Consider the following 24,244-nt stretch of genomic DNA (forward strand, 5'->3'; position numbering starts at 1 on the left):
GGCAGCATTTCACGCCTCTGCTGTCAAACAGTTTAACACAGAGTTATGGCTTGGAAACAGGAGATACGTTGTGCACATTAGCGTACGGGACCATAGCATCCACACCCCGTGGGTCCATCCGTAGGGTGGGAGATGCTGTGCAGGCCTCAATCGGTGCATGATGTCTCTGCCGCAGGGACTTTCGTTAGAGTTGTTCCATATTGTATGTATATCTAATATCTATTAGGGCCCTTGCTCGGATTGAGTAGATTCTTGCTCAGATTGGGACTTGAGATAATACAACCTACCAAGAGCGTCCACTCCAATCTCTAAGATCTTATTTGCTTCATCTCTTGGCACATTCTTTTCATGGATAGCTTTGTTAGCTAATCCACGGACGTCGTCAACGGCAGCTACTGTGTTGTTATCAATATATTGTGCATTGTTGGCCTTCTTTGTTAGCTGACCGAGCGACATAGGTCTGTTTAGATTCAAATTCGAATGGCCAATTACGTCTCTGAGAACGTCTTCTAATTCCGTTCTAAGAAGTGCGAGAGCAGCAATGTGTGACTCGGAATGTACAGCATATATCTTTTCAACGATACCTTCCGGGACGTGCTCACCAATTTCAACGTCATCGGGGACAGGAATACCTTCCTCAACGCTCTCTTCAGTTTCAACAATTTCCCTCCCCAGTTCTGCTTCCCAATCTCCGTAGGAAATTCGCTGAATGAATGGAATATATGGTAGAATCACAACCATCCCGAGAAGAGCAACCAGCTGCCAGCTTAGTGCAAGCGTATCCGGGAACACAAGCTCACGCATGATTATTCCGAAGATGAACAGTACCTGGGCTAGTGGTATGTATTTTTGATATACTTCGCTATTCATAATTAGAATTTGCTCTTAATGAGAAGACAAATTGGACTGTTTTAGTTTTAACTAACTCCTCAAGCACCAAACGCACGGATCACGACCAAATGCTATAGAGTTCAGATCGTTCGTTAACAGCCCATCTGATTGTCTTCAGTCCAGTATCGAGTTCCTGAGCCGCCGCCTGCTGACTCATTTCACCCGCGGCGGTCTGCTCCAGCACGGTAACGACGCGGTGGTAGTCGCCACCCTCGACGAGCCGACCGTCGCCCTTCGTGAAGCCGAGCGGTGCCGGCCCGTGCCGGTACTCCTCGGAGTCCTGGCGCGCGGCGATCCCTTCGCGGATGTTCTGCCGCTTGATCCGCGCCTCCAACTCGCCGAACACGCCGAGCATCTGAAACAGCGCGCGCTGATAGGGATCTTCCTCGTCGGGCTTCATCACGAGCGACTCGGAGACGATATGCAGCTCGACGCCGGCCTCGCGGAGTCGGTCGGCCGTGCGTTCGAGGTCGGAGATCGAGCGGGCGACTCGCGACACCTCGTGGGCGACGACGGCATCGATCTCGCCGGCCTCGGCGTCGGTCATGAGTCGCTGGTAGGCGTCGCGGGCGGTGTTGGTCCCGCTTGACTTGTCGCGGTACACCTCGATGTCGGCCAACGACGCCCCGAGGGAGTCCTCGGCGTACTGCTGGGTCGAGGTGAGTTGGCGATCGAGGTTCTGCTTCGCGGTGGAAACACGGGTGTAACAGGCGACGGTCATGCCCACCGCTACGCTGTCTTAATGTCTAGTCTTTACGCCCAGTCTGGGCAGGTACTGTAGTACTCAGCCCTACGGGCGCGAGGAATTAGCACAGTCGGAAGTGTCTGATAGGGGTCGTGCAAATTAAACTCAGGCCCGATGGATCCCCATGTTTTAAATGTCTAATTATCAGAGTTGGGCGAGATGTCTGCTAACAATCGAGGCGGGTCGCTCCGTCAAATCGTCGCAACGTTCTGTGTTGTGATGCTACTATTGCTCGCCGGTTGTGTAGGGTCGTCAGGATCCGGAACTGTGGTCGAGTCAACTGAAGAGAATGACACAGAGGTACTGGATACCGACTCAGATGTAACTTCAATATCAGAGTCAACTCCTGAGTCACGAACAAGCGATCATACACCAACTGCCAAACCAAGCGATAGTACTGATTTCGGTGAAATATATGTAAATTCTAATGGCGTGTTGGAAGAGAGGCCGCAGAACGAGGGCTATTTCCGGCTTTCACAGTACCACCGCGCTGAGGATGGCGTGACTGGGACCACGAAAACAACCTACTTTGGTCCTGAGCGTGAATCTACCTCGAAAATCACAGTTACGGACTCGAAATACCGCATGATTCAGCAGAGTACTACCAACTACACTCATCAAGATCCACGTACAACCGAGATTGTACTTTTCTCGGTGTTTAGTGACGGAGAGTACGTTGGCAAACAAACAGACCCCAACGGCGAGACGATCTACCGAGAGAATCGGTTCAACAGACATACTGCCTCTTTCATTGGATACACCGACGGTGTCATCTCGGATATTGAGTGGACACTTCAACAGCACACAAATGTTGACGGCATCGATGCGGCCGAGTTTACTGCAACAGCAGCTCCGGGTATTGATGGTGCCGCAACTACCACAGGAAGCTTATATATTGATGACACGTTCAGAGTTCTTGGCTACGATGTCCTCGTCGAAAACGAAGATGGCGAGCGACTGCTTGAGGCAAGTTTTGAATTTGTGACTCGCGATCCCGACCCGCTCACAACCCCTGACTGGTACGAAAACAAACCCGAGTGACTGTTCGTACTCGGTAGACTACCACCTCGGAGGTTTGTGCTTGCGTGATGTAATTTTCGAATGTTGAGCGAAAGTAGATCCACTTTCACTCCGCCCTTGGCTCGCGTTCATACCCCTCCCGCCCACTCGTTCATTCGATGTCGAAGACAAGCGACGGGGCGTTCACACACGTCCGCGGGGAACTGGCTTGGACGATCGCGATGAACCGGAAGCCGAGCGAGGCGGTCGCGATGGTCGAGCACCTGCACGCTGCCGACGAGGGCCGCTTCGAGCTGCTCGGGCTCACCGACGACTGCGAGATCGCGCTGTTCTGGGATCACGTGTTCAGGCGGGTCGTCGAGGCCGAGTTCGACGCCGACGGCGTCGACAACCTACGAGACCCCGAGAGCGACGAGTTCGATCGGTACGAAGGACGGCGCGACTACCTCCGGCAGGCGGATTTTGAATCGTGGGATCTGGTCCATCCGCGGCATCAGTGGTTACTGCGGCACGCCAAGCGGGATGGGGTCCGCTGATAACTAAGGGCGGGGAAACTGACATCGAAACGTCCCACTAACACTACAAGGACCCGTACTTGCCGGCTGCGAAACAGCGGGCGCGTGATAAGGTCGAGCGGTTGTGAGCAGTCCCTCGTACGGTAAGTCCTCGGGATTAATAATTTGAAAGATGACTTTTTCAACTAACACTCTATTTGCAAAATGATGTTTAAAACTCGGCGGCGGCAGGTCCTCGGAGCCTCCAGCAGTATGCTCCTAGCAGGTTGTCTCGGGTCTGAGGACTCCACCAACGACAATTCAAATAGTGGCGCGTCGAATGAAGCGGGCGACTCCGGAAGCGACCCAGTCGATGAAAGTACGCCGACACCGCGTCCCGATCGGGATGGCGACGGGATCCCTGATGCAGAGGATGACTTCCCAGATGACCCGTCGTACAGTGTGCTGTTAGACGAAACATCAGATACACGCCAAATTCCTGAAGACGAGTGGTATCAGTGGAATTTCGAGCTTAACGAACAGGCGGTATTGTCGTATGATTTCGTTGTCCGGAGCGGTCCTGCCATAGACGCAATCCTGACTGATGATACCGAATACGATCAACTCCAAGAAGGGAACCGATTCCGCTACTATTCTGAGGGGAGCGTAATGGATGACGAAGGAGGCCAAGTTACTACGACTCTCGCCCCCGGTACCTACCATCTCGTGCTTGACAACAGTGACGCTGGAGAGGCACAACCGCCAACCAATTTCGACGACGATATCGCCGAGGTCGAGATAGAAATTCAGATCTTGCAGTAAGCCCGATCAGTTCTACCCTCGTGCACTTTCGAACCCCGCGTACCACCCGGGCCGCACCGTATCTGGCGGCCGCGGCGACGGACTCGGCCGTCGAAGATCGGAGTCGATCTCCCCATCGAGAGACAGCCGACCCCAGTCAGTGATCAAACATTTGTCGTCCACGTGGGCACGAGGGATCCACTCGACGAACCCCGCGTGAGCGAGCACGCGACACCGCTCGGCGACGCGTCCTCAATTCCGACAGTTTACGGACGCGACCGTCCTTGCTATCTCCGCAGGTCATAGACACCGCTCTGCAGAAGTCATCCAAGATGTCACGGACGGCCGAAACGTCGAAACGGGGATCGTTCCGAAAATGCGAACGACGGGGACCAACCGCCGACCGACTTACCGCGAGCCGTAGCCGTGGCCGAGCACCAGCGCCGCCGCGTTCGCGAGCAGCAGGCCCACGAGGACGGTGAGCTGTTCGACCGTGACGCCGTTCGCCAGCAGCGGCAGGTAGACGAACGGGAGGGCGATCGCCGCGTAGAACGCGACCGCACGCGCCGGTTCGACCGCGGCCGTCCGGCCGGCGCCGGTGAACTGGGTAAGGGTGTCCTTCAGTGTTGACGGCGCCGGCATCACGTCCCGGAACCCGGCCAGCGTTCGGAGGGGATTGGAGGGAGTCATTGCACACTCTACCGGTACAGCCCCGACCACATATAGTATGAAGAGCCTTCGGTCGGATTCGAATCGTTCACCGAGCGACGGCGCGACCCCGGGGACGTTTCACGAGCGCCTGAGGATCGACGAAACCATTCATACTGCTCGCTGAATCTTTTTCTCGCCCCGCGTCGCCGGGACTGAGAAGCCGACACACGTGCACGTATCCGGCGTCGATCCGGGGTCGATCGTGACACTGTGCGAGACCGATCGCGACACGGCGCGGTGGTGGCCGCGTCGGCGGCGACCGATGCGTCGGCGATCGTGTCGGGTAAGCTCCTCGTAACGGATGACCACCAACCGGCCAGTCGACCGACGCGCTGTGAGGGCCACGGACGCGACGGCGCGAGCCCACGGCTCGGGAGGTGCGTTCGAAACGTCACGGAACGGGAACGACCCGACGAGGCTACCGGTCGTCGTCCGAGCCGACGGCGTCGTCGATGTCGTCGATGTCGTCCGGGTCGAGTTCGGCGTCGTCGGGAACCGCCGACGGCTCCGGCGGCGCCATTCCGCCCATCGCGGTCCCGACCTCGTCGGGGTCGAGGTCGCGGTCGAACTCCTCGTCGGCGAAGAGGTGGCAAGCCGCGGCGTGCTCGCCGCCGATCAGGGCCGGATCCTCCTCCTCACACGGCGAGGCAAACGACGAGCGCAGGCGATCGGCGGCCTCCTCCTCGCGGCCGTTCGCGAGGATCTCGAGGGCGTCCTCGACGGTGTCCATCGTCGCGCCCGAGAGGCCCGCGAGGTCGAACTCCTCGCGCATCGCCTCCTTGAACGCGACGGTGTCGCGCTCGAAGTCGTCGCCGTCGTGCTCGCTTTCCAGGGTGTCCCAGACGGAGTCGGCGGTGAACCCCTGGCGTTCGAGCCGGTCGCGGAGGTTCATCACCCCGCGGTACTGCTCCTGCGGGATGTCGACGGTCGCCGGCTGGATCACCTTCGGACAGCGCGTCCGGAAGTGACACCCCGACGGCGGGTCCCGCGGCGAGGGCACGTCGCCCGAGAGCGCGTCGACGCGCCGCCCCTGCTCCTCGACGGACGCGCGGGGAACCGACTCCAACAGCGCCTCCGTGTAGGGGTGTTTCGGCGACTCGAAGATGGCATCGGTCGGGCCCGTCTCGACCACCTCGCCGAGATACATCACGGCGACGCGGTCGCAGATGTGCCGGACGACCGAGAGGTCGTGCGCGATGAACAGGTACGTGAGCCCGAAGTCCTCCTGGAGGTCCTCAAGGAGGTTCAGGATCTGCGCCTGGACGGACACGTCCAGCGCCGAGACCGGCTCGTCGAGGACGATGAACTCCGGATCGAGCGCGAGCGCGCGGGCGATCCCGACGCGCTGTCGCTGCCCGCCGGAGAACTCGTGCGGGTAGCGGTCGATCTGGTCGGCCGAGAGGCCGACGCGCTCGAGCAGTTCCTTCGCGCGCTCGCGGCGCCACTCCCGCTTCGAGCGCCCGTCGTCGGGCGACTCCTCGGGCAGGTTGTGGATCTTCAGCCCCTCGCTCACGATGTCGCCGACGGTCATGCGCGGGTCGAGGCTGGAGAACGGGTCCTGGAAGACGATGCCCGCGCGCTTGCGGAAGCGCGTCAACTCGTCGTCGGCCATCTCCATGACGTTCTCGCCGTCGAAGCGCACGGTGCCGTCGGTGGCCTCGCGCAGGCGGAGGAGCGTCTCGCCGGTCGTGGACTTCCCGCAGCCGGACTCGCCGACGACGCCGAGCGTCTCCCCCTGATACACCTCGAGGTCGACGCCGTCGACCGCCTTCACGCTGGTCGGCTCCCGGCCGAGCAGCCGGTCGAACAGCGAGTCGTTCTCGTAGTAGTACTTCCGGAGGCCGCGAACCTCCAGCAGCGGGTCTTCCCCGTCGCGTCCGGCGGTGACGGCGTCGGCGGAGTCGTCGCCGTCGCGGGCGTCTGTCCCGGCGGGCGTCGACTCACTCATCGCCGCGCACCTCCTCGTTGCGGTCGAAGTGGTCCGGCGGAAGCGCGTCCGCCTCGCTGTACTCCCGCTCGGCGAGCACGCAGCGGACGGCGTGCTCGTCGGTGCCGGGCTCGGCGTCGTACTCCGGGATCTCCTGCAGGCAGTCGGTCATCGCCTTCGGGCAGCGGTCGGCGAAGAAACACCGGCCGCCCATCTCCTCGTCGACCAGCGAGGGGACGTTCCCCTCGATCGGCTGGAGACGCGGGGCGGGGTCGTCGAGGTCCGGGATCGAGCCGATGAGTCCCTCCGTGTACGGGTGGACGGGCGACTCGAACACGTCCGCGAGCGTCCCGCGCTCGACGATCTGACCCGCGTACATCACGCCCACGCGGTTGCACATCCGGGCGATGACGCCCAGGTCGTGGGTGATCATCACGACGGAGGTGTCCTGCTCCTCCTGCAGGTCGCGCAGGAGGTTGAGGATCTGCGCCTGGATCGTCACGTCGAGGGCGGTCGTCGGCTCGTCGGCGATCAGCACGTCCGGCTCCCCGGCCAGCGCCTGCGCGATCATCGCGCGCTGGAGCATCCCGCCGGAGAACTGGTGGGGATACTCGTGGGCGCGCTGGGCGGGGTCGGGGATGCCGACCTGTTCGAGCAGCTCGATCGCGCGGTTCATGCTCGACTCGGAGGTGTACCCCTTGTTGGGGAGCAACGCGTCGGTGATGAGCTTCCCCATCCCGTAGCCCTGGGTCCGCGAGCGGGTGCTGCGCGGGTTCGAGCGGGCGCGGCGCTGCACCTCGACGGCCTCGGCGATCTGCTCGCCGACGGTGATCGACGGGTTCAGCGAGGACATCGGGTCCTGGAACACCGTCGAGAACGCCGGCCCGCGCAGCGCGCGCCGGACGTCCTCGGGGAGTCGTCGGGTGTCGACGAAGTCGCCGTCGACGGCCTCGGGCAGGTCGTCGCGGAACTCCTCGGCGAGGTCGGCGTCGCGGTACCACACCTCGCCGCTCGTGATCCGGCCGGGCGAGTCGACGAGGTCGATGAGCGACAGCGCCGTCACCGACTTCCCGGAGCCGGACTCGCCGACGATGCCGAACACCTCGCCGTCGCGGACGGCGAAGTCGACCGACTCGACGGCGTTGATCTGCCCCTCCTCGGTGAAGAAGCGCGTCGAGAGGTTCCGGACGCGAAGCACGTCGTCCGAGTGGCCCTCAGGGGCACCGTTGCCCTCGGGGGCACCGTGGCCCTCGGAGGCACCGGCGTGCTCGGTTGCGGGGGCGGGTTCGCTCATCTACATCCCCCCCTCGCCCTCGATACCGGGATCGAGCGCGTCGCGGAGCCAGTCGCCCACGAGGTTGATGCCGATGACCGCGAGCACGATGGCGAGCCCGGGCACGGTTGCGATCCACCACGACGACGAGAGGTAGCCACGTCCTTGCGCAATGTCGAAGCCCCACGAGAGCGTCGTTCCGGAGAAGCCGAGGAACGACAGCGACGATTCCAACAGGATGATCGCGGCGACCTGGATGGTCGCCAACACGAGGATCGGCGTGATCGCGTTCGGCAGGACGTGCCGGAAGATGATCCGGGCGTCGCTGCCCCCCAGCGCGCGGGCCGCCTTCACGTACTCCTCCTCGCGGATCGAGAGCGCCTCGCCGCGCGCGATGCGGGCGAACCACACCCAGTTCACGAAGCCGACGACCAGGATGACGACCGTCGGCAACACGAACACCTCGGGCATCGGCGTCGGCAGTCCCACGGCCTCGCGGAACGAGCCCGCGACGCCGGTGGTCACCAACGGATCGGTGACCGCGTAGGCGACGTCCGCCTGGAAGCGGCTGAACAGCCCGATCAACGCGATCGCGAGCACGAGCGACGGGAACGCCAGCGACACGTCGGCGGTGCGCATCAGCGCGTCGTCGATCCGGCCGCGGTAGTACCCGGCGGTCAGGCCGACGGTGACTCCCAACACGGCCGCCAGCACGGTGCCGAACAGCCCGACCAGCAGCGACGTTCGGGCGCCGTAGATCGCCCGGGAGAGGATGTCCTGTCCGAGCGAGTTCGTCCCGAGCGGGTGCTGGGCGGTCGCGTTCACCGTGACGTTCTCGCTCACGGTCTGAACGCTGCCGTTGACCATCTCGGTGGTGGTCTGCTCCTCGGTGTCGGTGAACCCCAGCGGGGGAAGCTGCGCCCGGTCGAGGTTCTGCGTGCGGGGGTTGTGCGGGGCGATCATCGGAGCGAGCGCCGCCGCGAGTATGATCACCACGACGAGCACCACGCCGATGCGCGCGAGTCCCGACGACCGGAACTCCTTGCGCAGGTTGCGAACGGTTCGCGGCGAGATCGAGATCGGTCCGATCTTCATTCGGCGATCACCCGCGGGTCGAGGTACGCGTACAGCGCGTCGACGGCGATGTTCAGCAGGACGAACCCGGTCCCGATGACGATGAGGCTCCCCTGGAGGATCGGCCAGTCGCGCGCGTTGATCGCGCGGATGATCTCCGTTCCGAGGCCGGGCCACGCGAAGACGGCCTCCGTGATCACCGCGCCGCCGATGAGCGTCCCGAGCTGGAGCCCGAGGACGGTCACCACCGGCACGAGCGTGTTACGGAGCACGTGCTTGTAGCGGACCAGCGTCTCGGGTAACCCCTTCGCGCGCGTCGCACGGACGTATCCCTGCGAAAGCTCGTCGAGCATCCCCGAGCGCACGAGCCGCGTGATGAGCGCGGTGAAGTAGGTCCCCAGCGTGATCGCCGGCAACACCAACGAGGCGAGCCACGCGGTCACGACCGTGAAGAACGGCTCCGGGCCGGTGATCGCCGCCATCGAGTCCATGAAGCCGTACGCGCGACCGCTGGTCGGGAACACGTCCAGTTCCACCGCGAACACGAGCACGAGCATGATGCCGAGCCAGAAGTTCGGCGTCGAGATGCCCAGAAGCGAGAACGACGTGGCGGCGTAGTCGGCCGGCTCGTGGCGCCGCGTCGCCGAGATGACCCCCAAGGGGATCGAGAGGACGATGGCGACGACGCTCGCGGCGATCGCGAGCTCCAGCGTCGCCGGCAGCTTCTGGAACACCTGCACCGAGGCGGGGATGCTCGAGATGTACGAGTACCCCATGTTGCCGTGGAGCAGCTCCCAGAGGTAATCGAGGTACTGGATGTACAGCGGCTCGTTCAAGCCGAGCTCCTCGGCGATCCGTCGGCGCGTCTCCTGGCTGGCGTCCAGCGGCGCTACCGTGTCGATCGGCGACCCCGGCGTGATGAATCGCAGGACGAACACGACGGTCACGACTCCCCAGACGACCCCCACCCCCTGCACGCCGCGTTTCAGAAGAAATCGACCGTAGCCCATGACGGCCTAGTTGCTCTCGCTTGGGAGGCTCTGCGCCTCGTCGAGCAGGCTGTCCAGTTCGTCGTTCTTGTACGAGGTCAACGCCCCGTCGCTCGCGAGGAGCGGCTGGATCGTCTGGATCGCGTCGAACGTGGCGTTCCCCCACCCGAGCAGGTACCACGGGGGCTTGTCCTCGATGTTGCCCGTGGTGACCTGGCTGACGAGCGTCGAGAACTCGACCTGGCGCGCGCTCGCGGAGACGTTGGAAAGCTCGTCGACCTGCGCGGCGACCGCCTGGGCGATCTCCACGTCACGCAGGTACCGACCGATCGGCGTCACGAGCTCGATCTCCGCGCCGGCGTAGCCGGACTCCTCGACGAGCTGTTCGGCCCGTTCGAGGTCCTGCGGGTACGGGTCGATGTCCCCGTTGTGGCCGAAGAAGCCCTCGAGCGTCGGCTGACCGGTCGGCGAGCCGAACGTCTGGAGGACGTTCTCGACGATGGAATCGAGGTCGATGGCGTAGTTGATCGCCTGACGGAACTCCGGCGAATCGAACGGCTCGACGTCGTACCGCATCGCGTTGAACAGCACGCGGGTGGACGGCACCGCCGAGATGCTGGAGCCGTCGTTCTCCTCGATCCGGGAGACCTCCTGCGGGGGAACGTTGACCGCGATGTCCGTCTCGCCGCTGAGGAGTCGGTTCACGCGGGTCGACGACTCGGAGGCGGAGTTGATCGTGAACGTAGAGATCGCCGCCTCGTCGTCCCAGTAGTCGTTGTTGCGCTGGAACTCCACCTCGACGCCCTGCTCGTAGTTCGAGAGGACGAACGGCCCCGTCCCCTCCATGTTCTGGTTGATGTAGGCGTCGTCGTTGCTCTCGACCCACGACTTGTTCATGACGTCGCAGTAGGTCGCGAACGACGCGAACACGATCGGGTTGAGGCCGGCGAGGTTCACGTTCACCGTGCGGTCGTCGGTGGAGGCGACCTCGGCGCCCTCGACGCCGATGAGCTGGTCGACCTGCGGGGATTCGATACCCACGTCGGGGTCGACGATCCGGTTGATCGAGTAGGCAACGTCTTCCGGGGTCAGCGAGTCACCCGAATGGAACGAGACGTTGTCGCGGACGGTGAACTGCACCGTCGTTTCGTCGAGGCGCTCGTAGTCGGTGGCGAGCGTCTCGACGATGGCGCCCTCCCGGTCGCGTTCGAGCAGCCCCTCGTACGCCTGCAGGACGATGTTGTCCGTCGGCGTCTCGCGGTGGTCCTGCGGGTCGAGCCCGGAGTCCATCTGTGACTGGGTCATCACCACGTCGTCGCCGTCGTCGGTCGCCGGCTCGATGGCGTACGCGCTCACGCGCTCGTCGGTCCGGGGCTCCCACTCGATGTCGGAGGACCGCCCGTACACGGAGTACTGGCGGTTGAGGAACACCCACGGCGCCTGCTCGTGGCAGTGGAGGTTCGCGCGCTGAAGGTAGCCGTCGCGGGTCTCCGGCTCCGGCCGCTCGGTCGTCTCCTCGGGCGATGTCGTCGTCTGCGTCTCGTCGCCTCCGGCGCTGGTGGTCTGCGTGCCGTCCGTCGGCTCGCCGCCGTTGCCGGAACAACCGGCGAGCGCGACCGCCGCGGTCGCGGAGCCCGCCGCCTGGAGGAACCGCCGCCTGCTCGTGTCTTTCTCAGACATGCCCGGAACGATGTGAGACGACCTCTTATATGCTGGGGTACGGTATCGCACACCGTCAGATCCCCGAAACGACGCGGGGGCGGCGGCCGTCCCGACGGCTCACCGGCCCGGTCGACTCACTCGCCCTCGTCCTGTGCGTCGACGACGGCGACGCCGGCGAGGTTGACGATGTCCTTGACCTCGTCGCCGCGCTGCATCACGTGCACGGGCTGGTCCATCCCGACGAGCATCGGTCCGATGGCCTCGGCGCCGCCGAGGCGCTGGAGCAGCTTGTAGCCGATGTTCCCGGCCTCCAGGTTCGGGAAGACGAGCACGTTCGCGGGGCCGTCCAGCGTCGAGAAGTCGTAGGTGTCCTCGAGGATGTCCTCGACGACGGCGGTGTCGGCCTGCATCTCCCCGTCGACGGGGAAGTCGACCTCGGGGTCGTCGTGGAGCAGGTCGACGGCCTCGCGGGGCTTGCGGGTGCCCTCGTTGTCGACGGAGCCGAAGTTGGAGTACGACAGCATCGCCGCGCGCGGCTCGATGTTGAACCGTCGGGCCAGCTTCGCGGTGTGTTTCGTCACCTCCGCGAGCACCTCCGCGTCGGGCGCCTGGTTCACCGTGGTGTCGGCGCAGAACACGACGCGGTTCTTGAACGTGAGCATGTACACGCCGGCGACGTACTCGGCGTCCTCGGCGGTGCCGATGACCTGCAGCGGCGGCCGGAGCGCGCTCGGGTAGTGGTGGGTCAGCCCCGTGAGCAGCGCGTCGGCGTCGCCGCGTTCGACCATCACGCTGCCGAAGTAGTTCGTGTCGCGACGGACCAACTCGCCCGCCTCCGACCGGGTGACGCCCTTTCGCTTCCGGAGCTCGTGGAGACGGTCGGCGTACACGTCGGCCTTGCCGTCGGCGTCGGGGTCGACGACCTCCGGGTCGAACTCCAGCCCGAGGTGGGCGGTGGTCGACTCGATCGTCTCGCGGTCGCCCAGCAGGACGGGGTCGGCGATGCCCTGCTCGGCCATCTGGTAGGCCGCGCGGATCATCTTCTCGTCGGTCCCCTCCGCGAGCGCGACGCGCTTGGGCTGGGAGCGTGCCTTGTTGAGGACGACCCGCATCATCTCGCGGCTCTTGCCCAGCCGGGCCTCCAGCCGCTCGGCGTACTCGTCGGTGTCCACCCCGGTGCGGGCGACGCCCGACTCCATGGCCGCCTCCGCGACCGCGGGGGCGACCTCGAACAGGACCCGTGGGTCCAGCGGCTTCGGGATGACGTACTCGGGACCGAACTTCAGCGGCTGGTCGCCGTACGCCTTGACGACCGCGTCGGGCACGTCCTGGCGGGCCAGCTCCGCGAGCGCCTCGGCGGCCGCGCGCTTCATGTCCTCGTTGATGTCGGTCGCGCGAACGTCGAGGGCGCCGCGGAACAGGAACGGGAACCCGAGGACGTTGTTCACCTGGTTCGGATAATCCGAGCGCCCGGTGCCCATGATGACGGTGTCCTCGCGGGCCTCCTTCGCGTCCTCGTAGGTGATCTCGGGGTCGGGGTTCGCCATCGCGAAGATGACCGGGTCCGACGCCATCGACCGGACCATCTCCTGGCTGACGATCCCCCCGACCGACAGCCCGACGAACACGTCGGCGCCCTCCATCGCGTCGGCGAGGTCGCCGCCCGCGCCCTCGCTGGCGAACTGCGCCTTGTAATCGTTCACGTCGCCGGCGGCGGCGCGCTCCTCGGTGATGATCCCCGAGGAGTCACACATCGTGATGTTGCTCGCCTCGGCCCCGAGCGAGACGTAGAACTTCGCGGTCGCGATCGCGGAGGCGCCGGCCCCGGAGAAGACGATGTCGAGGTCGGCGAGGTCCTTGTCGACGATGTCGGCGGCGTTGAGCAGCCCGGCCCCGGAGATGATCGCCGTCCCGTGCTGGTCGTCGTGGAACACGGGGATGTCCATCTCCTCGCGGAGCCGCTCCTCGATCTCGAAGCACTCGGGCGCCTTGATGTCCTCGAGGTTGATCCCGCCGAAGGTCGGCTCCATGGCCGCGACCGAGCGGACGATCTCGTCGGGGTCGTCCTCGTCGATCTCGATGTCGAACACGTCGATGTCGGCGAAGCGCTTGAACAGGACGCCCTTCCCCTCCATCACGGGCTTGGAGGCCTGCGCGCCGATGTCGCCGAGCCCGAGTACGGCCGAGCCGTTCGAGACGACGCCCACCATGTTCCCCTTCGCGGTGTACTCGAAGGCGCGGTCGGGGTCCTCGTCGATGTCGAGACACGGCGCGGCCACGCCCGGCGAGTACGCCAGCGAGAGGTCGCGCTGCGTGTTCGTCGGCTTCGTCGTCGATATCTCGATCTTCCCGGGGGGTTCCGATCGGTGGTACTCCCGTGCGTCGTCGTCTAGTCCCATACTGACGCGACCGCAGGATCGGGGAAAAACCTACCGAGCGACCGCACCGATTACCGGTGACGGGAAAGGGTAACTCGACTACGGGTAAGGAACGGTTTCCGGGTCAGGCCCGTCCGTCGCGGTCCGACCCGTCGTCTCCGTCCCCGATCGAACCCTCGGCGTCGGCCCCGCCGTCGGCACCGTCGCCGTTGTCGCCGTCATCGTCGCCCTCGGCGTCGTCGGCCTCGTGGTCGTCGTCCGCCGTCCCGGAGAGGTCAGACGACGCGGGAACGAACTCCCCGAACTCCTCGTCGCCGCGGGGGGACGCCGTTCCTGAGTCGGACTCGGAGTCGAAGTCGGCCGCCCCGGCGCCTCCGTCGGGTCCGTCGTCGTCTCCCCGCAGTTCGGCCGCGATATCGCCGGTGTCGTCGCCGTCGCCGTCGCGGTAGCGACTCACGAGGTCCAGGCTCTCGCCGAACCGACCGAGCGCGGCGAGCTCGTAGGACCGGCGGTACGTCGTCGTGAGCACCTGGATCGGGAGCAGGACGGCCACGATGAACACCGGAACCCCGACCGCGAGGCCGGCGAGCACGCCGAGGCCGATCCCGAGATCGGTCGTCGCGGCGCCGCTGGTGACGGCCCCGACGGCGAAGCCGATCCCGGCGGCCAATGCGCCGACCGCGAGCAGGCCGACGAGCGCCAGCACGAACGAGACGATCGACAGGCCGATCCCGACGAGCACGTGCATCACGATGTAGACGACCGTCTGTCCGACCTGACCGCGCAGGCGCGGCCACACGCGCCGCCAGCCGTCGATGACGCCGCCCCCGTCGGCGACCATCGCCGGCACGACGAACTCGACGGTGAAGCGGTCGAGGAACGCGAACACGAGGAGATACAGGATCGCCACGATCGCCAGGGCGACGAGGACCAGCGGCCGGCCGAGCAGCGATTCGACCTGGGTTCCGCTCAACAGGACCGCGGTGATCACGGCCGCCGGGGGGACGACGAACGCCGCGAACAGCCCGATCCGGAAGCCGAGCAGCCTGAGCCCGTTCGTCAGGTGGGTTCGGACGTCCCGAAGGATCCGGAGGTCGTCGCGGGCGATGGCGTCGACGAGGACGAACTCGAAGATCGGCGACAGCAGTATCGCCACCAGCGCGACGACGAGGACCGCCACGAGGAGGAGCACCCCGAGCGCGCCGACCGCCCCGGCCCCCGCTTCCGGGAGCCCGCCGGTTTGGAGGACGGGGGCTCCGAGGGCGAACGACCCGAGCGAGAGCGTCGGCACCGCGACCAACAGCGCCGCCAGCGCGCTCGCACCTGCGGATGGGCCGGAAAAGCCCCCGGCGCCGGCGAGGCGGGTCCCGATGTTGCCGGCGTTGCTGGCGACCTGTCCGCCGGCGCCGCCGCCGCCGGTGAAGAGGGTCACGACCACCATCCTGATCCATCGCCCGAGACTGAAGGGAAAGAGGAACTCGCGGGTCACGTCGATCGCGTCGTCGACCGCGTCGACGCCGTGCCAACTCATGGCGGCACCTCATAGGCACACAACATGAAGGTTGTTCCTCGGAGACGACCTGAGTGTTCCCCGGGCCGACCGTGACCGCGCGCCTCGGCGGCCGGGGCAGGGCGTCAGTTCTCCGATATGGCCGGGCGCTGAAGCGTGAGTCCCCCGACCTCGACGGTGTCGGTCGGCCACTGGCCCGAGTCCGTGAGCACCTCGACGGACTCGTCGGTGACGTAGGCCGTGTCCTCGCTTTTCGCCCCCTGCACGGTCGGGTTCCACGCGTAGGCGGCCTCGCTCGCGACGGGCGCGTCGCTGCCCGGGGTCGCGAACCACTCGCGGCCGGCGTAGCCGGTCGCGCCGCCCTGGTGGTGTTCGCGCCACTCGTCCCCGTACCCCTCCTCGGCGTACGACTCCCGGATCGCCGCGAACACGTCGCCCGCGGTGCCGTCCTCGCGGCCGGCGGCCTCGCGTGTCGCCGCGAGCGCCGCGGTCTCCACTCGCTGGGCCGCGCGGTGCCGCTCGGCGAGCCACTCGGGCGGGTCGAACGCGACCGTCCGGGTGCAGGAGGCGTGCAGCCCGCCCCGCCGGGCGGTGACGATCACCAGCGCGTAGTCGCCGAGCGCCGCGTCGGTCGGCGTCGGATGGCGGTACTCGGGGGCGCGCTCGCTCCCGCCGACGAGCACGACCGGCGCGTCGATGTTCCGGCCCGCAAGCGAGATCCGCAGGCCTGCGGCGACCTCGTGTTCGGTGTCGCCCGGCTGAAGTTCGCGACACACCGTCTCGACGGCGAGCGCGACCTCCCGGCCGAGGTCGCGGTAGGCGGCGAGGTCGTCCTCGGCGAGTCGCAGCCGGAGGCGCGTCGGGTCCACTGCGTCGAGTCCGGGCACGTCGAAGTCCGCCGCCGCCGGCGTCGGCGACCGCGCGGCGACCGACTCCGCCAGCGATGCCTCGTACCAGTCGTCGGCGGCGACGGACATCGACAGCTCCGCGGGCAGCTCCTCGGCGGCCAGCCGCTCGGCCTCGATGTTGTTCGTGACGACCGTCCACTCCCCGTCGCCGAGGTAGCCCGCGGCGGCGTCGCCCACGTCCGCGTTCGCGTCGACCCAGTTGTCGCCGCCGGTGAGCCACGCGAACGCGTTTGGCCGGGCGAACCACGCCGCCTCGTACCCTTCCTCGGCGAGGAAGCGTTCCAGTCGCTCCTCGCGCTCGTCGATGTCGACCATACTCGCGGGTCCGACCGGCCGGGCTTCAATCCCGTGGCATCGTCATCGACCGCCGGAACCCGACGATGTGGAACCGTCCCAGGGAACCGACGATGACCGACCAGCCGCCGGGGACGCGTGTCGCCCGCAACACCCGCGGCGCCTCCGTGCGCCGCGCCCTCGCGGGCGACCGGGGAGGGGCGGGGAGCAGAATCGTCGACGCCGAACAGCCGGCGGCGACGACGTGCTCACCAGACCACGGGGTGGGACTGAAAGGGGCCGCGGCTCCCGGCGAAGGCCGGCGACGCAAGCACTGGAGCGAGCGCCGAAGGCGCGAGCGAAGCGCGCAGCGAGCCGCCCGAGCCGGGAGCCGCGGGGGCTTTCACGGTCGGACGCGGCTCGGCTCTTCGGTTCACCGTCGCCGGAGAGACGACGGATACACACGAACCGATAACTGGAACGTCGCAACCGAACGATCGGACCGAACCCCTAAAGAGGCGATACCCGAAAGCCCGACGTAATGATGACGACGCTCGGGAGCGCGAGTGCGCCCCCCGGCGAGTTCGACACGGGCCGACTCTCGGTCGGGGAGACCCGCGACGGCTCGACCGTCGGGCTCCCCGTGGCGGTGCTCAACGGCGCTGAGGACGGGAAGACCCTCTACGTGCAGGCGGTCAGCGACGGCGACGAGCTCAACGGCCTCGGCGTGATCAACCGCCTCGTCCCGCAACTGGACCCCGAGGAGATAGCCGGCGAGATCCTGTTCGTCGGGATCGTCAACTACCACGCCTTCCAGGTCGCCGAGCACCGCAACCCCATCGACGACACGAAGATGAACCGGGCGTACCCCGGCGACGCGAACGGCACCTCCTCCGAGCGTATCGCCGCGGCGACGTTCGAGGCCGCCAAGCGCGCGGATATGATCGTCGACCTCCACCAGGGGCGCACCTCCCGGATGATAAACGAGACGCGCGTGCGCTGTGGCCCGCGCCACCGGCTCCACCGAGAGTGTCTCGAACTCGCGAAGGTGTTCGGCACCGGCTACGTCCTCGACCAGAAGGGGCCCGACGGCCAGCTCGCCCGCGCGGCGCCCGACAACGGCATCCCGACGATCGACCCCGAACTCGGCGGCGCCGTCGGCTGGGACGAGGAGTCGATCGAGATCGGGCTGGACGGGATGTTCCGCGTGCTCCGCTACTACGGCTTCCTCGACGGCGACGTGGATCGCGACGTGCAGACGCGCGCCTCCGGGTTCGACCAGTACGGCTCGCCCGCCGGCGGGCTCGTCACCTTCGAGGTCGACCTCGGCGAGCGCGTCGAGCGCGGCGACGCGCTGTTCGAGGTGACCGACGCGTTCGGCTCGCTCAAGGGACGCGTCACCGCCGACAACGACGGCATCTTCTGGCGCTCGCGGCGGCTCCCGCAGGTCGCTACCGGCGAGTACGTCTGCTCGGTCGGAACCGACATCGACCAGTTCTGACAGCGACACGACCGACGGAGGCAGTCACTGTCACCGCGCCCGAGCCCGGAACTGAACAGACGACCGATCCCGCCGTCGAACGGACGATGAACGTATCCGGAAGGGGTTCGACCCACACGAGCTATCGAATGACAATCATACCATGTTAGGCTGAAAACACCTTCATGCGGGGTCCCGAGTAAGCACGTCCTATGGTGGGTGTGACTGCTCCATGTCGCTGAAAGGAATGGCACGACCGAACGGGGACGCGATCGATCAGGTCGCGGGGATAACGGGGTTGGGCTGGACCGCGTCCCTGCTCGGATATCTGAGTACCGTCATCGGGTATAGCAACTCCCTTATCACGAACCCGCAGACGCTGCTGTACGTGGGGAGCGTCTTCTTCGTCACGACCCTCGGGCTCGACCGGCTCAGGTCGCGACTCTCGAACGACGAGTAGCGGACCGTCGACCCCCGGCGGCAGTTCTCTGGTCGGCTCGTCGAACCGTCACCTACTGGTCGCTCCCCGCCGCTCGGTCACCCATGACCGCTCCGTCGCTTCGCTGTCCCGACTGCGGCGCCACGTACGCCGATCGCTGGCGCTGTGAGTGCGGGCACCCGCTTGAGTACGCCGAGCAGCCGCTTCCCGACCGTCCCGCGCCCGACCCGGCCGCGTTCGACACGCGCGAGGGGCTCTGGTCGTTCGACGGGTTCCTCCCCGAGTCGCCGCCGGTCACCCTCGGCGAGGGGATGACGCCGCTCGTCGACGCCGAGGCGTGGGACGCCCAGTTCAAGCTGGAGTACGTGTTCCCGACCGGCTCGTTCAAGGACCGCGGCGCGACGACGACCGTCTCGCGGGCGGCCGCCCTCGGCGTCGACACGCTCGTCGAGGACTCCTCGGGCAACGCCGGCGCCGCGATCGCCACCTACGCCGCCCGCGCAGGCATCGACGCCGAGATCTACGTCCCCGCCTCGGTGAAGGACGCCAAACTGCGGGCGATCCGGCGTGCCGGCGCGACGCCGGTGCGGACCGAGGGGCCGCGGCAGGCGACGACCGACGCCTGCATCGAGGCGGTTACGTCCGACACCGGCTGGTACGCCAGCCACGCCTGGAACCCCGCGTTCTTCGCCGGAACCGCGACGTTCACTTATGAGACGGCGCTCCAGCGCGACTGGGAGGCGCCCGACGCGGTCGTCCTCCCCCTGGGCCACGGCACGCTCTTCCTCGGCGCCTACCGCGGCTTCCGCGCGCTTCGCGATGCCGGCTGGATCGACGATATCCCGCGGCTGCTCGGCGCGCAGGCCGCGGGCACCGCCCCCATCGTGGAGGCGCTCCACGGCACCGACGCGGCCACCGGCGACAACGACGCTGCCGACGGCATTCAGATCCCCGAGCCCGTTCGCCGCGAGCAGATCCTCGCTGCGATCGACGACACCGACGGCGACGCCATCGCGCTCGGGAGCGACGCCGTCGAGTCGGAACTCGCCGACCTCCACGCCGCCGGTTTCTACACCGAGCCGACCTGCGCGGTCGCGCCCGCGGCGCTCCGGGAGTACCGCGAACGCGGCGTCCTCGACGGCGACGAGGACATGGTCGTTCCCCTGACCGGGAGCGGGTTGAAGACGTGACTCGGAGCCCGCGTGGAGGTGTCGCCCGGTGATCACCGTCGCCGGCGATTACTGCCCGCTGTGTGGCGCCGAACTCGACCGCGTGGTCGTCGAGGGGCGAGAGCGGCGCCGCTGTCCCGAGTGCGACCGCGTCGTGTGGCAGAACAGCAAACCAGTCGCGAGCGTCGTCGTCCGCGACGGCGACGAGGTGTTGCTCGGCAAGCGGGAGGTCGACCCCAACCGCGGGCTGTGGGGGGTCCCCGGCGGCAACCTCGAACACGACGAGCATCCGGCCGCGGGCGTCGCCCGCGAGTTGCGCGAGGAGACCGGCGTTCGCGTCGACCCCGCGGATCTGCGGCTGTTCGATGTCGACCACACGACCAAGGAGCGGCGATCGGTCGTCGGGATCCGCTACGTCGTCGACCGCGCCGCCACCGCGGGCGAGCCGACCGCCCGCGACGAGACGAGCGCCGCGCGCCTCGCCCCGCTCGGGTGGTTCCGCGAACACGGCGGGATCAGCCCGTTCGACCGTGCCCTGCTCGCGGCCGTGTTCGACGGTTGATCCCGCTCGCGGTGTGTCCCGTCCGGGAAACGTGTCCCCGCCCAGGAACAGTCACCGCTCCGGGTGTGTGGGCGCGTCGAAGCCGCCCCGAACGAGCGGCTTGCTGATGTGCCGGCGCGCGCACGGCGGCACCTCGTACCAGCCGGGTTCGAGCTCCCGCTCCAGCGGCGCGTCGACCGTTCCCGGCTCGCTCGCCCCGCAGTCGCGACACCGGTAGCCCTGGTTCGCGCCGGCCGACTCCATCGAGCGACCGCACTCCGGGCACGTCGGCACCGCCGGCGCCGTCTCGACGAGGTCGCGGACGGCGAACTTCTCCAGTTTCAGCGTGCCGTCGGCGACCTCGCCACAGAGGGAGAGGCGGTCGCCGACCCGCAGATCCCGCACGCGGTCGCGGAAGCGCTTCGTCGGCTCGAACGCGACGCAGTCGATCACGGTCGCCTCGGGACCGTCGCCGTCGACATCGTCGGTGGCGGCGGCGTCACCGCCGCCGAGAGCGGTCACCTCGAAGAACACGTGCCCGCCGCGGCGCGTCTCGGGGGCCGCGGTCACGGTCGCGTCGACGCGGTAGGCGCCGCCCTCGCGCAGGTCGCCGAGGGTTCCCTCACGGAGGTGCGCGTCGGTCCCCTGGTTCGTCACGAACAGCGCGGAGCGCTCGACCGGTTCGCTGTCGATCCCGTCGGCGACCCGCCGGACCGCCTCGGGGTCGTCGCCGCGGATCCCGTACAGGATCGGCCCCGGGGCGTTCGGGACGCACACCGCCTCTCTCTCGACGCGGTCGACGGTGTCCCACGCGAGCGGGTACGCCTCCTCGGCGGCCGCGAACACGCTCGCCTCGTCGACCTCGCGGGGCGTCCCGCATCGAGCGAACTCGCGATACGAGATGTGCTCGTACGTCCAGTCGTCGAACGCCCGCCAGGCGCCGACGGCCGCGAGCGCGCCGATGCGGCCGCGACCGACGACGGCGTCCTCGCCGGCGCCGTCGCCGTTGTCGTCGCTATCGCCGTCTCCGCAGGCTGTATCGGCCGACGGCTCGCCGTCGCTTCCCCACCCACGGTGGTCGAACCCGACCACGTCGGCGAGCGCGAGCGCGTCGCCGAGGTCGTGGAACTCGCGGACCGCCTCGCGAGCGAAGTCGGCCACGGAGGCGGGAACCGCTTCGGGATCCCTGTCGGCGACGACGACGCCGGGGGAGGTTCGGGGGTCGTCGGCGACGGCGTATTCGGCGATCAGGTCGCTCGCGATCGCGATCGCCTCGTCTGGGTCGGCGTCGGTGTGAAGCGCGAGCGCGGCGTTCCCCCGCGTCTTGTGTTCGACGGCGGGGTTGAGACGGACGAGCAGGCGTCGGTGCACGGTGGCCCCCGCGTCCTCGATGGCCTCGGCGACCAGCGCGGCGAGGTACGTGCTGCACATCCCCGCCGTGCGCGAGTCGGTGTCGTCGATGCCGAGGACCGTCACGGCCGTCGGGAGGCCCCGCCCGGAGTTGTGCCTTTCGCGTCCCGGCTCACCCCGCCCGACTGCCGGCTGTCCGGAATCCGCGTCGTATAGGTCTACCGGTCGAATCGACGGAGCGACCGGCTGACGGCGTCGGGTGAGACCTTCCGGTCCCGGCACAATCCCTTTAAGGTGTGAGTCGCCTATGTACGGGTATGTCGCGGAAGGCGCTGGTCGGGAACGTGACCGCCATGCTCGCGGACGCCGATTTCCTGGTCAGCGAACGCTGTGCGGTCCGCCCCAAGAGCTTCGACGTGGCCGCCCGACGCGGGGAGGACCTGCTCCTCGTGAAGGTGCTCGGCAACGTCGACGCGTTCGACCGGGCCACGGGCGCGGAGATGCGCCGGCTCGGCGAGTACCTCTCGGCGACGCCGATCCTCGTCGGGATGCGCACGCGCGACGAGGACATCAAGCCCGGCGTCGTCTACTTCCGCCACGGCGTCCCGGCGATCCACCCCGACACGCTGTACGACCTGCTCATCGAGGAGGTACCGCCGCTCATCTACGCCGCCCCCGGCGGCCTCTACGTCAACATCGACGGCGACACCGTCGCCGACGAGCGCAGGGAGCGCGGCTGGAGCCTCGGGCGACTGGCCGAGGAGCTGGGCGTCTCCCGCCGCACCGTCGCGAAGTACGAGGACGGCATGAACGCCTCCGTCGAGGTCGCCGTCGAGCTGGAGGACCTGTTCGACCGCCCGTTCTCCGACCCCGTGCGGGTGATGGAGGGCGCCGAGGAGGTCCGCGAGGCCGACCCCACCCCGGAGCCGCCGGAGGTCGACCCCGACGACGAGCACGTGTACGGCGTGCTCTCGCGGGCGGGCTTCGCCGTTCACCCGACCCAGCGGGCCCCGTTCACCGCCGTCGGCGAGGACGAGGCCGAGCCGCGCGTGGAGTTCACGCTGCTCACCGGCCACTCGCCGTTCACGCGGACCGCACAGAAGCGCGCGAAGCTGATGGGGTCGCTCGGGCGCGTCACCGGCACCCGCGCCGTCTACTTCACCGAGGGCGACGACGAGCCCAAGGAGGAGACCGTCGACGGCACCGCCATCGTCACGATGGTCGAGCTCTCTCGGGCCGACGACCCCGAACGCATCCGCGAGCTGATCCGCGAGCGCTCCGACGAACCGGCGGAGGCGTAATCTCGCCGGGATCGGGCCGTTCTCGCTACGACGCGTCCGTGTCCAGCCCCGACAGCGCCGCGGCCGTGTTCGTTGCGAGTACGCGCCCGAGGTACTCCTCGGTCTCCGTGATCCCCTCGCGCTGGGGGTCCGACAGCGTGAGCAGCCCCCATTCGTCCACCGGCAGGTACACCTTGCTCGCGACGCCCTCCCGCTTGAGGTCTGCCTCCCGAGACACGGTGACCGGCTCGCCCTCGTCGAAGGCGCGCCACGCGTGGGCTGCGTCGGGGTCCTCGCGGCCGTAGGTCGACCGCTCGCGGTCGTAGCGATCCGCGGCCGCGGCGGTCGTCCCGCCGGGAACGAGTTCGTCGGCGTCCCCGTCGTACCGGCGGGTCCCGTTGTGCGGGAAGCCGAGCACATCGGCGGCCGCGGACAGCGCGACCTCCTCGATCTCCCGGACGCCGTCGGCGGCCATGAGTTCCCGCGTCGCCTCGTGGAGGTCCGCGAGCGCGCGCTGCACTCGCTTCTGCTCGTCGATGTCGGTGAACACGACGTACCGCTCGTCGTCGTCCCCGGTCGCGACGACGGTGACGAGGAACTCGCGGTCGCCCGCCGGCGTCCGACACGTCAGCTCCTCGCGGCTCGTGGTCGCGTCGGCGACGACCCGCTCGAGAGAGCCGTCGCCGACGACCCCGACGACCGACGCGATCGGCTCGCCGATCGCCCGCGCGGGATCCACGTCGAAGCGTCGGGTGAACGCTGGGTTCACCTGCCCCACCGGCACCGCCGGGTCCGCGGCGTCGACGACGACCGCCGGCGAGGGCATCGACTCGAACAGCGACTCCAGCGTCGCGTCCTTGGCCGCCAGCGAACGTCTGGCGGCCTCGCGCTCGCGCTCGGCCCGCCGGCGGTCGAGCGCACGCTCGACGCTGTTGGCGAGGACGGTGAACGACTCGGCGCCGCCCTTCTGGACGTAGTCGGTGACGCCTGCTGAGATCGCCTCGCTGGCGATCTCCTCGCTCCCGCGGCCGGTGAACAGCACGAACGGGACGCGGTCGTCGATCTCGCGAACCTGCCTGAGCAGCGACAGGCCGTCGATCTCCGGCATGTCGTAGTCGGAGACCAAACAGCTGGCCGTTCCTCGTTCGATAGCCTGGATCGCGTCCGCAGGGTCGGTCGTCCCCGACACGGTCACGGCGTCGAGATCGCGGCCCAGCCGGTCCGTGAGGAGATCCGTCATCGCCCGGTCGTCGTCGACGACCAGCACCGACGGGGTCGACGCGACCGCGCCGCCGAGCGGGGAGTACATCGACGGAGGATTCCGCTCGA

21 protein-coding genes are annotated in these 24,244 nt (G+C 67.3%); 8 read left to right on the forward strand and 13 right to left on the reverse strand.

Annotation, left to right across the window (positions count from 1 at the left end; all coding sequences use genetic code 11):
* Nucleotides 1-222 precede the first annotated feature (222 nt).
* Nucleotides 223-870 carry a DUF4145 domain-containing protein gene (locus tag K6T36_RS15075; protein WP_222922000.1) on the reverse strand — a complete coding sequence of 216 codons (648 nt, stop codon included), beginning with the start codon at nt 868-870 and terminating at the stop codon, nt 223-225.
* A gap of 79 nt (nt 871-949) precedes the next feature.
* The gene (locus K6T36_RS15080; protein ID WP_222922001.1) at nt 950-1,612 is read right to left on the reverse strand and encodes a recombinase family protein; all 663 of its coding nucleotides are present in this window, start codon (nt 1,610-1,612) and stop codon (nt 950-952) included.
* Nucleotides 1,613-1,855: 243 nt separating this feature from the next.
* On the opposite strand from K6T36_RS15080, the gene K6T36_RS15085 reads away from it, so the two are divergent.
* The 3 genes from K6T36_RS15085 to K6T36_RS15095 all read left to right on the forward strand — a co-directional run bounded on the left by K6T36_RS15085 (nt 1,856) and on the right by K6T36_RS15095 (nt 3,972).
* Entirely contained in the window at nt 1,856-2,677 is an 822-nt protein-coding gene (locus tag K6T36_RS15085; RefSeq protein WP_222922002.1) for a hypothetical protein, read from the forward strand.
* A gap of 137 nt (nt 2,678-2,814) precedes the next feature.
* Complete coding sequence (locus tag K6T36_RS15090) at nt 2,815-3,192, forward strand: hypothetical protein (RefSeq protein WP_222922003.1); 378 nt, start codon at nt 2,815-2,817, stop codon at nt 3,190-3,192.
* A 231-nt stretch (nt 3,193-3,423) separates the two neighbouring features.
* Entirely contained in the window at nt 3,424-3,972 is a 549-nt protein-coding gene (locus K6T36_RS15095; protein WP_222922004.1) for a hypothetical protein, read from the forward strand.
* A gap of 387 nt (nt 3,973-4,359) precedes the next feature.
* On the opposite strand, the gene K6T36_RS15100 is transcribed toward K6T36_RS15095, so the two are convergent.
* The 9 genes from K6T36_RS15100 to K6T36_RS15140 form a co-directional block, all read right to left on the reverse strand.
* A complete protein-coding gene (locus tag K6T36_RS15100) occupies nt 4,360-4,641 on the reverse strand; it encodes a DUF8028 family protein (protein ID WP_222922005.1) in 282 nt (93 codons plus the stop codon).
* Nucleotides 4,642-5,080: 439 nt separating this feature from the next.
* Nucleotides 5,081-6,610: an ABC transporter ATP-binding protein gene (locus K6T36_RS15105; RefSeq protein WP_222922006.1), complete on the reverse strand. Its 1,530-nt coding sequence runs from the start codon at nt 6,608-6,610 to the stop codon at nt 5,081-5,083.
* The gene (locus tag K6T36_RS15110; protein WP_222922007.1) at nt 6,603-7,883 is read right to left on the reverse strand and encodes an ABC transporter ATP-binding protein; all 1,281 of its coding nucleotides are present in this window, start codon (nt 7,881-7,883) and stop codon (nt 6,603-6,605) included. Before K6T36_RS15110 ends, K6T36_RS15105 begins: the two co-directional genes overlap by 8 nt.
* Nucleotides 7,884-8,957, reverse strand: coding sequence for an ABC transporter permease (locus K6T36_RS15115; protein WP_222922008.1), 1,074 nt, complete (start codon nt 8,955-8,957; stop codon nt 7,884-7,886).
* On the reverse strand, nt 8,954-9,946 hold the full coding sequence (locus K6T36_RS15120) for an ABC transporter permease (RefSeq protein WP_222922009.1): 993 nt from the start codon (nt 9,944-9,946) through the stop codon (nt 8,954-8,956). The genes K6T36_RS15115 and K6T36_RS15120 overlap by 4 nt, the downstream gene beginning before the upstream one ends.
* Nucleotides 9,947-9,952: 6 nt before the next feature.
* Entirely contained in the window at nt 9,953-11,605 is a 1,653-nt protein-coding gene (locus K6T36_RS15125) for an ABC transporter substrate-binding protein (RefSeq protein WP_222922010.1), read from the reverse strand.
* Between the two features lie 116 nt (nt 11,606-11,721).
* Nucleotides 11,722-13,986, reverse strand: a complete 2,265-nt coding sequence (locus tag K6T36_RS15130) for an NADP-dependent malic enzyme (protein ID WP_222922011.1) — start codon at nt 13,984-13,986, stop codon at nt 11,722-11,724.
* A gap of 103 nt (nt 13,987-14,089) precedes the next feature.
* A complete protein-coding gene (locus K6T36_RS15135) occupies nt 14,090-15,496 on the reverse strand; it encodes a DUF7544 domain-containing protein (protein WP_222922012.1) in 1,407 nt (468 codons plus the stop codon).
* 104 nt (nt 15,497-15,600) lie between these two features.
* A complete protein-coding gene (locus K6T36_RS15140) occupies nt 15,601-16,698 on the reverse strand; it encodes a M24 family metallopeptidase (RefSeq protein WP_222922013.1) in 1,098 nt (365 codons plus the stop codon).
* A 502-nt stretch (nt 16,699-17,200) separates the two neighbouring features.
* On the opposite strand from K6T36_RS15140, the gene K6T36_RS15145 reads away from it, so the two are divergent.
* From K6T36_RS15145 to K6T36_RS15160, 4 genes are all read left to right on the forward strand, one after another.
* On the forward strand, nt 17,201-18,157 hold the full coding sequence (locus tag K6T36_RS15145; RefSeq protein ID WP_222923482.1) for a succinylglutamate desuccinylase/aspartoacylase family protein: 957 nt from the start codon (nt 17,201-17,203) through the stop codon (nt 18,155-18,157).
* Nucleotides 18,158-18,368: 211 nt separating this feature from the next.
* Nucleotides 18,369-18,596: a hypothetical protein gene (locus K6T36_RS15150; protein ID WP_222607395.1), complete on the forward strand. Its 228-nt coding sequence runs from the start codon at nt 18,369-18,371 to the stop codon at nt 18,594-18,596.
* 83 nt (nt 18,597-18,679) lie between these two features.
* Nucleotides 18,680-19,765 carry a pyridoxal-phosphate dependent enzyme gene (locus tag K6T36_RS15155; protein ID WP_222922014.1) on the forward strand — a complete coding sequence of 362 codons (1,086 nt, stop codon included), beginning with the start codon at nt 18,680-18,682 and terminating at the stop codon, nt 19,763-19,765.
* Nucleotides 19,766-19,793: 28 nt separating this feature from the next.
* Nucleotides 19,794-20,306, forward strand: coding sequence for an NUDIX hydrolase (locus tag K6T36_RS15160; RefSeq protein ID WP_222922015.1), 513 nt, complete (start codon nt 19,794-19,796; stop codon nt 20,304-20,306).
* Between the two features lie 51 nt (nt 20,307-20,357).
* Here the strand turns inward: K6T36_RS15160 and K6T36_RS15165 are convergent, their stop codons facing one another.
* Entirely contained in the window at nt 20,358-21,761 is a 1,404-nt protein-coding gene (locus K6T36_RS15165) for a tRNA(Ile)(2)-agmatinylcytidine synthase (RefSeq protein ID WP_222922016.1), read from the reverse strand.
* Nucleotides 21,762-21,952: 191 nt separating this feature from the next.
* Here K6T36_RS15165 and K6T36_RS15170 point away from each other — a divergent pair, with 191 nt between their 5' ends.
* Nucleotides 21,953-22,936, forward strand: coding sequence for a transcriptional regulator (locus tag K6T36_RS15170; protein WP_222922017.1), 984 nt, complete (start codon nt 21,953-21,955; stop codon nt 22,934-22,936).
* A gap of 25 nt (nt 22,937-22,961) precedes the next feature.
* Here the strand turns inward: K6T36_RS15170 and K6T36_RS18940 are convergent, their stop codons facing one another.
* Nucleotides 22,962-24,224 (reverse strand): response regulator, encoded by a 1,263-nt coding sequence (locus tag K6T36_RS18940; RefSeq protein ID WP_225935144.1) that lies wholly within the window; start codon nt 24,222-24,224, stop codon nt 22,962-22,964.
* Nucleotides 24,225-24,244: the final 20 nt, after the last annotated feature.

The sequence above is a fragment of the Halobaculum roseum genome (assembly GCF_019880245.1).
GTDB lineage: Archaea > Halobacteriota > Halobacteria > Halobacteriales > Haloferacaceae > Halobaculum > Halobaculum roseum.